At 61.4% G+C, this 9,154-nt stretch carries 6 protein-coding genes, 1 tRNA gene and 1 pseudogene; 3 read left to right on the top strand and 5 right to left on the bottom strand.

Annotated features, from left to right (window positions below):
• Positions 1-83: 83 nt before the first annotated feature.
• From HMPREF9440_RS01110 to HMPREF9440_RS01090, 5 genes are all read right to left on the bottom strand, one after another.
• Positions 84-575, bottom strand: coding sequence for a dihydrofolate reductase (locus HMPREF9440_RS01110; protein ID WP_392391988.1), 492 nt, complete (start codon positions 573-575; stop codon positions 84-86).
• Positions 576-578: 3 nt separating this feature from the next.
• Complete coding sequence (locus HMPREF9440_RS01105; protein ID WP_008540657.1) at positions 579-1,394, bottom strand: thymidylate synthase; 816 nt, start codon at positions 1,392-1,394, stop codon at positions 579-581.
• Positions 1,395-1,459: 65 nt separating this feature from the next.
• Positions 1,460-3,289 (bottom strand): carbon starvation CstA family protein, encoded by a 1,830-nt coding sequence (locus tag HMPREF9440_RS01100; protein ID WP_008540656.1) that lies wholly within the window; start codon positions 3,287-3,289, stop codon positions 1,460-1,462.
• 259 nt (positions 3,290-3,548) lie between these two features.
• Complete coding sequence (locus tag HMPREF9440_RS01095; RefSeq protein ID WP_008540655.1) at positions 3,549-4,079, bottom strand: hypothetical protein; 531 nt, start codon at positions 4,077-4,079, stop codon at positions 3,549-3,551.
• Positions 4,080-4,112: 33 nt separating this feature from the next.
• Positions 4,113-4,526 carry an FmdB family zinc ribbon protein gene (locus HMPREF9440_RS01090; RefSeq protein WP_008540654.1) on the bottom strand — a complete coding sequence of 138 codons (414 nt, stop codon included), beginning with the start codon at positions 4,524-4,526 and terminating at the stop codon, positions 4,113-4,115.
• A gap of 85 nt (positions 4,527-4,611) precedes the next feature.
• Between HMPREF9440_RS01090 and pepT the strand changes: the two genes are divergently transcribed.
• The 3 genes and pseudogenes from pepT to HMPREF9440_RS01075 form a co-directional block, all read left to right on the top strand.
• A complete protein-coding gene (gene pepT, locus HMPREF9440_RS01085) occupies positions 4,612-5,901 on the top strand; it encodes a peptidase T (RefSeq protein WP_008540653.1) in 1,290 nt (429 codons plus the stop codon).
• Between the two features lie 125 nt (positions 5,902-6,026).
• A tRNA-Ser gene (locus HMPREF9440_RS01080) sits at positions 6,027-6,117 on the top strand.
• Positions 6,118-6,302: 185 nt separating this feature from the next.
• Positions 6,303-9,154, top strand: a pseudogene (locus HMPREF9440_RS01075) (type II-B CRISPR-associated RNA-guided endonuclease Cas9/Csx12); the annotation flags it as partial.

The raw sequence follows: 9,154 nt of genomic DNA, 5'->3' as shown, positions 1-9,154 counted from the left end.
CTCCCGTTCCGCTCCCCGCAGCGCACAAAAAAGGCGCCGGGCCGAAGCCTGACGCCTTTTCAAAACGACCCGGAGGCGCTTTCTCAGCGCCGGTCGTACCGGCGGAATTCCACCGCGAAGGGACGCGTCTCCGTGGGCTCCAGGCGGTCGAGCACCGTCATCGTCCACTCGGCTTCCGGGAGGTCCGGGAAGACCGTATCGCCCTCAAAGTCCTCGTCGATCACCGTCACGTAGGCGCGCTCAACTTGAGGTAGGGACTGACGGTAGATCTCACCGCCCCCGATCACGAAGACGTTTTCCGCCCCGTCCGACGCCGCGGCGAGCGCGGCGGCAAGCGTCGGGAAGACCTCCGTTCCGTCAGGGTGCCAATCGGCTCGGCGCGACACGGCGATGTTTCGCCGGCCGGGCAAGGCTCGACCGATCGACTCGCGCGTCTTTCGTCCCATGACGACGGGCGAGCCCATCGTCGTCGATTTGAAGAAGCGGAAGTCCTCCGGCACGTGCCAAAGCATCCTGTTTTCCCCACCGATGACCCCGTTTCGGGCCCGCGCCACGATCAACTGCAGCATCACCACTCCTCAGACCGCCACAGGGGCCTTGATGTGGGGATGCGGGTCGTAGCCCACGATTTCGAAGTCTTCGAACTTGTAGTCGAAGATCGAGTCGGGCTTCCGGTGAATGACGAGCTTCGGATACGGACGCGGCTCGCGCGAGAGCTGCAGCTGAACCTGCTCGACGTGGTTGTCATAGATGTGGCAGTCGCCGCCCGTCCAGACGAAGTCGCCCAGCCCCAGGCCGCACTGCTGCGCGACCATGTGCGTGAGCAACGAGTAGCTCGCGATGTTGAAGGGGACGCCCAGGAAGATGTCGCACGAGCGCTGATAGAGCTGGCAGGAAAGCTTCCCGTCGGCGACGTAGAACTGGAAGAGGCAGTGGCAGGGCGGAAGCGCCATCTTGTCGATCTGGCCCGGATTCCACGCGCAGACGATGAGGCGGCGCGAATCGGGATTCGAGCGGATCTGCTCGACGACGTTCGCGATCTGGTCGACGTGCCCGCCGTCGGGCGTCGGGAAGGAGCGCCACTGAACGCCGTAGACGGGACCCAGGTCGCCGTTCTCATCGGCCCACTCGTCCCAAATCGAGACGCCGTTCTCCTTGAGGTACCCGATGTTGCTCGAGCCCTGGAGGAACCAGAGAAGCTCGTGGATGATCGAGCGCAGATGGAGCTTCTTCGTCGTCACGAGCGGGAAGCCCTCTTCGAGGTTGAAGCGCATCTGGTAGCCGAAGACGGAGCGCGTCCCGGTGCCGGTGCGGTCGCTCTTCGGCGTCCCGTGTTCGAAGACGTACTTCAGAAAGGTTTCGTACTGGTTGCTCGGCACGGGATCCTCCTTCATCTGACCATAAAAAAGCCGCGCCGGTTTCGTCCGGCGCGGCTTCATTGTAGCGGCTCAGGAGGACATTATTCCTCGACGCAGACCTTGACCTCGTTCCCCCACGCGTCCTTCGTGGTCGTGCGGATCGAGAGGAGCTCCAGCCAGCGCTTGATCGTGCCGAAGATGACGAAGACCATCAGCACCATGACCAAAATCGAGAGCGTAACGAGCAGGTACTGCTTCGCGGGGAGGTACTGGTTGACGATCAGCCAAATCCCCGCCCAGAACGTGATAAACGTCATCAGGACGCCCGGCACGCCCGTCACCCAGGCGTACTTCGCCTTGTTCATGCGGAGGATCACCGTCGTGCCGATCAGAAGCGTGACCGAGGCAAGCAGCTGGTTGCAGATGCCGAAGAGCGGCCAGATCGAACCGATGTCGCCCGAGTAGACGAGGTAGCCCCAGGAACCCGTGAAGAGCGCCGACGTGATGATGACGCCCGGCACCCAGTTCTTGTCGGCGAACTTCGGCCAGACCTTCCCCATCATTTCCTGCAGGAAGAAGCGGCCCACGCGCGTCCCGGCGTCGACCGCCGTCAGGATGAAGACCGCCTCAAACATGATCGCGAAGTGGTACCAGTAGGCCATCAGGTTTTCCATGAAGGGAACCTGCGCGAAGATGTGGGCCATGCCGACCGCGAGCGAGACGGAACCGCCCGGACGGCCCGCCAACGTTTCGTGCACCTGGGCTTCAAGGGTCGGCAGGTCGACGACCGACATGCCCAAAGCCGCAAACTTTTCAGGCGTCGCGTTGATCGCGAAGTAGTCGGCGGGGACGAGCACGCAGGCCGCAACGAGCGCCATGACGGCGACGAAGCCTTCCATCAGCATCGCGCCGTACCCGACGAAGAGCACGTCGCGCTCGTTCTTGATCATCTTCGGCGTCGTGCCGGTTCCGATCGTCGCGTGGAAGCCCGAGAGCGCGCCGCAGGCGATCGTGATGAAGATGAACGGAATCACGGGGCCGCCGACGATCGGGCCGCCGCCACCGACGAACTGCGTGAAGGCGGGCATCTGGAAGTTGGGCATCACGAAGGCGATGCCGATCGCGAGCGCGCCGATCGTGCCGATCTTAAGGAAGGTCGACAGGTAGTCGCGCGGCAGCAGAAGGAGCCACACCGGCAGGACGGACGCGAAGAACCCGTAGATCGGGATCAGCACGCTCATCGTCTTGCGGTCGATGTCGAGCCAGCCGAAATACTCGGGGTGCGCAGCAACCCAGGGGCCCGAGAGGAGGCAGAGCACGAGCAGAACGACGCCGATCAGGGTCGCGCCGCGCACGTCCCCCTTCCTCCAGATCTGCATGTAGAGCCCCATGAGGATTGCGATCGGAATCGTCGCCGCGACCGTGTAGGTCGACCAGAGCGAGTCGTGCATCGCGTTGACGACCGCGATCGAAAGTCCGGCAAGCGTCAGAATCAGAATCGCGAGCACCGCCCAGGAGGCGACGAAGCCCGTGCGCTTGTCGACTTCGGTCGAGGCGATGTAGGCGAGGCTTCGGCCGCGGTGGCGCACCGAGCAGAAGAGCACGACCATGTCGTGCACGCCGCCCGCCAGCACGCAGCCGATCAGGATCCAAAGCAACCCCGGCATGTAGCCGAACTGGGCCGCGAGCACCGGCCCCAAGAGCGGACCCGCCGCCGCGATCGCGGCGAAGTGGTGGCCGAAGAGGACGTATCGGTCGGTGGCGACGTAGTCCTTGCCGTCCGCCTGACGGACCGCAGGCGTCTGCCGCGCGGCATCAAGCGAAAGCACCTTCTGTGCGAGGAAGAGGCCGTAGAAACGGTACGCAATGGCGAAGACGCACAACGCCGCAAAGACGATCGTCAGTGCGTTGACGCCGGCAGATGTTTCCATGATTTGTCTCCTTTTTCAGTGCCTTAACGCTGACGCGGCCGGGCATGAGAGTCCGGGCCATTATATCCACCGGGATCCGCCGTTCGGAGTACTCCTTTTTGCATCTTTCGCGCTCTTCGCGCCCCCTCTTGACTTAAGGACGAGCACGTATCCGAACGCATTAGCGCTCAAGCGCAGGCACCAAAACGCAAAGCGCCGCGCATCGCTTGGCAGATGCACGGCGCCGCAGGCGGTCGATAAATTCTGTCTTTGAAGCCGATCAGAGCGCAAACCGCGGATCGAGCTTGAGCGCGTCCGCCTTGCCGGAGAAGACGCCCGACCAGGCGACCATGAAGTCGACGTAGTCCTTCGCGGGGAGCTTCGCGCCGCGGGCGGCGTGCGCCGCGTCTTCGGTGGAGACCTTTTCGAGCGACGAAAGATAGGCCTCAAGCGCGGTGCGGATGATGACGGCATCCGGCACCGATTCCAAAGCCTGACCGGCGAACGCCTCCGGCAGTCGCGCGGCGAGCACCGTCGGCATCGTGCGGCGCAGGTGGCCGCCCATCTTCAAACCCGCCCAACCGTTCGGCACGACGCGGTCCGGACCGGCCTCACCCACGAAAAGCGACGTCAGGTCTTCGAGAAACTCCGACGCCTGCTCCGCCACCGCGGCGGCGTCTTCGTGCTCCGGGGCGTTGGCGAGGATCCAGCAGTGCTGCATGTGCGCAATGCCGAGCTCTTCCAACGCGAGGAAGACGTTGTCCTGGTTCATGAGGTCAATGGCGGGATGCGGGGCGAATTCTTCGGTCATACGTATGTGGAAAAGCAGAGAGGATTCTGTCGTTCAGTTGTTCGACTTGAGAAAATCCGGCACGGGCGCGACGGGGATGCCGTCTTCAAGAAGCGATAGCGCTTCTTCCGCGGAACACTCCCCCTTGACGAGGCGATGCTTCGTTTCGTTCAGAGCCATCTTGCGCACTTCTTCAGGAAAGCGGCGGCCGACGTCTTCGGCTTCGGCGACGACCCGGCGCATCGCCGTGAGCGCCTTCGCTTCCAAAGCACGGCGCTTGGCGAGATCTTGGTCGACGTCAGTGCGGACGGTGCCCTCGACGCGCCCGATGCGCGAAGCCGCAGGACGGCGTTCGAGCTTGGTCGAACCGCACACGGGGCAGGACAGTGCTTCGTCGTCGGGCGAAGCGAGCCACGCTTCGAAGGTGTGCCCGTTTTCGCAGGAGAAGTCGTAGACTTTGAGCGCCATAAAAGTCGAAAGTAAGAACCCGCGCAGTATAGAGGAGCACCGCTCACGCGTGCGCGGAATCTCTGATTTTGCCAAAGGACCAATCATGACGGCCAACACCGCCATCGACCCCACCACCGCGCTCACCGACGACGCGCTCTCCGCCAAGAAGAAGAATCTCCTCGCACGATTCCTGCGCTACGTCGCCTGCACATCTCAGAGCAACCCTAAGGCGGGCGTCGTCCCGAGCACGGAAGGCCAGCGCGAGCTCGCGAAGATCCTCGCCGAAGAACTTCGCGAACTCGGTCTCGTCGACATTCATCTGAGCGAATACGCCGTCCTCACCGCGAAGCTCCCCTCGAACCTGCCCTCCGGCAAGAGCGTCAAGACGCTCGGTTGGGTCGCGCACCTCGATACGGTCGACGTGGGCCTCTCGCCCGACATCCATCCGAAGCTCGTCCGAAACTACGACGGCGGCGACATTCTTCAGAACGCGGAGAAGGATCTTTGGATCCGCGCCGACGCGCACCCCGAACTCGCCCCCAATGTCGGCGACGACATCCTCGTCTCGGACGGCACGTCGGTCCTCGGCGCGGACGACAAGTCCGCGGTCGCGAACGTCATGGCGGCGCTCGACATCGTCATCCGCGAAAACCGCCCCCACGGCGACATCTACGTCGCCTTCGTGCCGGACGAAGAAATCGGGCTTTTGGGCGCAAAGCGCCTTGAGCTCGAACGCTTCCCCGTCGACGTCGCCTACACGATCGACTGCTGCGCGTTGGGCGAACTCGTCTACGAGACCTTCAACGCGGGTGGGGCGACGGTGAGCGTCAAGGGCGTGCCCGCGCACCCGATGTCGTCGAAAAACGTGTTGGTGAACCCGATCATGGTTCTGCACGACTTCATCTCGATGCTCGACCGCGCCGAGACGCCCGAGCACACCGAAATGCGCGAGGGCTTCATCCACGTGAAGACGATCGAAGCGACGCCCGCCGCCGGCAAACTCACGCTCAACATCCGCGACCACAACCGCGCCGGCTACGACGCGAAGAAGGCGCTCGTGCGCGCAGCCTGCGAGTATCTGAAACTTCGCCATCCGAAGGCGCAGATCGAACTCACCATGGCAGACAGCTACGCGAACATCGCGGACAGCGTGACGGAAGAAAACCGCTCCGGGATCGACCGCCTCTACGAAGTCTTCGACGAACTCGGCATCGAGCCGAACACGATGCCGATGCGCGGTGGTACTGACGGCTCCTTCCTCTCGACCAAGGGGCTGCTGACGCCGAACTACTTCACGGCTGGGCTCAACTTCCACTCGCGCGCGGAAATGCTGCCGCTCTCCGGCTGGGAGAAGAGTCTCGAGGTCACGCTGGCGCTGATGACCGCGAAGTGAGAAAAAATTTTCGGAACTCTTGACAGTCCGGCTGTGCCTCGGTATAGTTGCGTCTCTCGGCTGAGCGCGAGCTCTTGAGCGTGAAGTTTCGTCACCACGAACCCACGTTGACGCCGAAGCATCTAGGAAGGATGGCAGAGTGGTTGATTGTACCGCCCTGGAAAGGCGGCATACGGAAATTCCGTATCGAGGGTTCGAATCCCTCTCCTTCCGCCAGAACACTTCAGAAAAGCCCGATTTCGTTGGAAATCGGGCTTTTTTATTCCCCTTCTCAACCCCTCTCAAGATCCCTTAGAAAGCCTGAATTTCTCGGGAAAACCCCCGCCCTCCATCGTTCAAAATCTTCTAACTTGGATCGGACCTCGCCTCGTGCGCCATCAACCAACCCCACCGCATTGATCATGCCTACCGTCCGACCTGTCTTCCATTCCTCAGCTTCCTTCGACCTTGGTGCGAAGAACACCGGGCTTTTCCTCGTCAATCACCCTGCCGGTGCCGCTCCTTCCGCTGAATATGCCGCTGCGTACACCATCGTCCAGCCCGCAGACGGGGATGGGCTCAACTACTCCACGACGAATCGCCGTGCCGTCCGACACCGTCTGCGCGGCGGCAAACGCTTCAAGCTCGCGCGCCGCCTCGTTCTTCAGGTCATTGACGCTCTGCGCAAACTAAAACCCGGACTCATTCGGGACGAAGAAATGCGTCGAACGGTGGAGGCGCTGAGTTCTCTTCTCAAGCGACGCGGCTTCACCCGCATTGAGTCTGAAGCTCAAGTCGATCCTACGACCCTTGACAGCGTCGATCCTGCGGTTTTTGCCGACCACGAAACCCTTGGAGGCTTTTTCTCCCTCGGCATCCCCATCAGCACACAATGGGACGCCCTTTCGCAAAACCCCGGCGCCGTTGAACAACTGTTTAAGGCGCTTCCCTCCGCCAAAGACTTTGGAAAGTACGTGACGGAACAGTTCCCGGAGTTCGCGGAACAGAAAAAACTGTACGCAGATGCGATCAAGGTCTTGTCGAGCGAAGCGAAGTCGATCGTCATGCAGCTGGGACTCGGGCATCATCACCGCAGCAAGTACTTCGAGATGATCGCGCACGACATGCTCCGCGACCCCCGTCTTCAGGGCGTCTTTGAGCTCTTTGGATCGGAAGAGCGCTTCAAGACGTTCATCTGCAACGTCTCGAACCTTCAGCTGCGCGCCCTACGCTGGTACTTTGACGAACCGAACCCGGAAGTCGCCAACCAGTGGAATCCCGAGAAGTTTCAAGTCGTTTGGCTTCGCGGCTTGAAGTACTTCCACCCTGACGCTGAGCGCAAGGCCGACATGAAGAAGCTCATTGACGAGCTGACCGCGTCGAAAGACATTCTGGATGCGCTTTGCACCACCGATCCGCGCCGCACGATCCCCCCTTATGAAGATCAGAACAACCGCCGTCCGCCGTTCGATCAGACGCTTTGGCTCTCCGCCGCGGAGCTCACCCGCCGGTACGGCGACAAGTGGCGTATCTGGAGCCAAAAATTCGAGCGCGCCGACAGGGCTTTGAGCACCGGACTTGATGAAATCCTGCTCTACACCGACCGCCGCTCGCGAATGTTCAACCGGAACCAGGATCCGTCCGTCTATGCGGACAGCTACGTCCTGCAGCGCGTACTGGACCGCAGCAGCAAGCTCGACCGATACGCCCTTCGAGCTCTCGCTGCCGGATACCGCACTCAGGAGCTCCATGAGCCCCTCGCAACGCTTTCTGACACGCTGGGCACGCAGCACGTGGAGACGTTTCTGACGTTCGCAGCCGAGTACTACGAAGAGGTCGCTGCCGCGAAAAACGGCTTGTGGCTTGACGGCCCGTCACGCCTTCTCGAACGAGCGGACATCCATCCGCCGATGAAGAAAAAAGTCCTTGATCTTTTGCTCGGCAACATTTTGGATGCGACGCCGGAGATCGGTCGCATTCTGCGCACGGTTCTGTGGAACCGTCACGTGCATGAGAAGTCCCGCAGCACACCGGCGTCGCTGTGCCGAAGCATTGAAGCGATCCGAAAGGATTTCGGCGGCGAATTCCGCATGCGCTACGATGCCCTTGACGCCAAGATTCGAGCTGCGGAAGACCAAAAGAAGAAGTTCAAGCCGACGAACGCCGAAGAGAAAGATCTTTTCAAGGCTTGGAACGCCACGAAGACGATGCACGCCTTCCTGCGCGACGTTCTTCAACTCACGCCCAAGCAGCTCGAAAGGACCGCAAGTCCGTACGTATTCGCGCAGCTTCATACGCTCATCGACACGGAGCGGGACGGCTTCACCTCGACGTCTCTCGCCGCGCATCTCGAGAATCACTGGCGCATGCGCGCGAACGCCGCCGGCATGGCTCAATGCTCGCGCCTCCCCGCTGACGCCGTCCGGCCGTTCGACGGCGTATTGTCGAAGGCTTTGGACCGGCAGGCTTTCGAAGCAGCGAAGCTTGCTGCTCAGCACCTGATGTCGCGGAAGGAGCTCACAGATACGGACATCCGGTATTCAATCATCATTGAGTCCAACCGCTTCGCCTTTTCGGCGTCGACCGCGGAGCTCAAGAAGAACACTCTCGCGAAGAAGAACGCCGAGAAAGGGCTCAACTTTGAGCTCAAGCGCTGGCAGGACAAAGACAGCCGCATCCGTGAAGCCAGTCGCGGCATCTGCGCGTACACCGGCGCGAAGCTCGGTGACGTGGTCGAGTACGACCACATCATCCCTCGCGCCTTCACGACGAGCGCCATGGGATCAGTCTTCAACTCAGAAGCGAATCTGATCTGCGTCTCGCGTCCCGGCAATCAGACCAAAGCCGACAAGCGGTATGGTCTCAACAAACTTCACAAGACATATCTGACGGCGGTCTTCGGTACGGCCGACGTCACCACGATCGCGGCTTCGATCGAAGATATCGTCGGCAAGCTCGCCTCGGCGAATCGTCTTCGTCACTTTGAGCTCTTGAACGAAAAAGAGCAGGACGCCGTCCGACACGCGCTCTTTTTGGACGATGAATCCGATGCCCGCCGAATCGTGCTGCGCGAACTCGCCGCCCAGAACAAATCGCGCGTCAATGGCACCCAAGCATGGTTCGTGCGAGCCTTCATGACGAAACTCCTTGAAATCACGAAGGACTGGCGGGAGCGCACCGGAAACACTCTTGACATCCGGAGCTGGAAAACGGACGCGGAAGTCGCGAGCCGACTGCGCTCCGCCCTGAATTTCCACGCGGAAATTACTCTCAC

This window comes from Sutterella parvirubra YIT 11816, from assembly GCF_000250875.1.
Classification (GTDB): domain Bacteria; phylum Pseudomonadota; class Gammaproteobacteria; order Burkholderiales; family Burkholderiaceae_F; genus Sutterella; species Sutterella parvirubra.
Note: the sequence above shows the minus strand (reverse complement) of the source record. Positions and strands in the feature narration are given on the sequence as shown.